Source organism: Bacillus cereus group sp. N31 (genome assembly GCF_016483245.1).
In the GTDB taxonomy this organism is placed as follows: domain Bacteria; phylum Bacillota; class Bacilli; order Bacillales; family Bacillaceae_G; genus Bacillus_A; species Bacillus_A toyonensis.
Map to the genome: position 1 here is coordinate 1 of NZ_JAEHCH010000126.1, position 234 is coordinate 234.

Sequence of the window (234 nt, forward strand, 5' to 3'; positions counted from 1 at the left end):
TTGCAGAGTTTACAGAGCGAGCACGAGCAGCAGCTGAGCAGTTTCGCCGAGACCTTGCAAAGTATGCGGATCGAGCACGCGAAGGGCTCGAAGCTGTGGGCCGAAGCTGCCGCGACCTTGCAGGGGCAGTACGAGCGCAGCCAGACAGAGAACATGGCCCTGTCGCAGCAGGTGCAGAGCTTGAGCGGGCAGGTGAACGACTTGGCGCAGCGCGTAGAGGGTTTGAGCCGCTCG

The 234-nt window shown here is 62.4% G+C and carries 1 protein-coding gene; it reads left to right on the forward strand.

Annotated features, from left to right (window positions below; all coding sequences use genetic code 11):
• The coding region (locus JDS81_RS30085) for an MbeD/MobD family mobilization/exclusion family protein (RefSeq protein ID WP_374221164.1) at positions 1 to 234 on the forward strand (234 nt) is incomplete at its 3' end.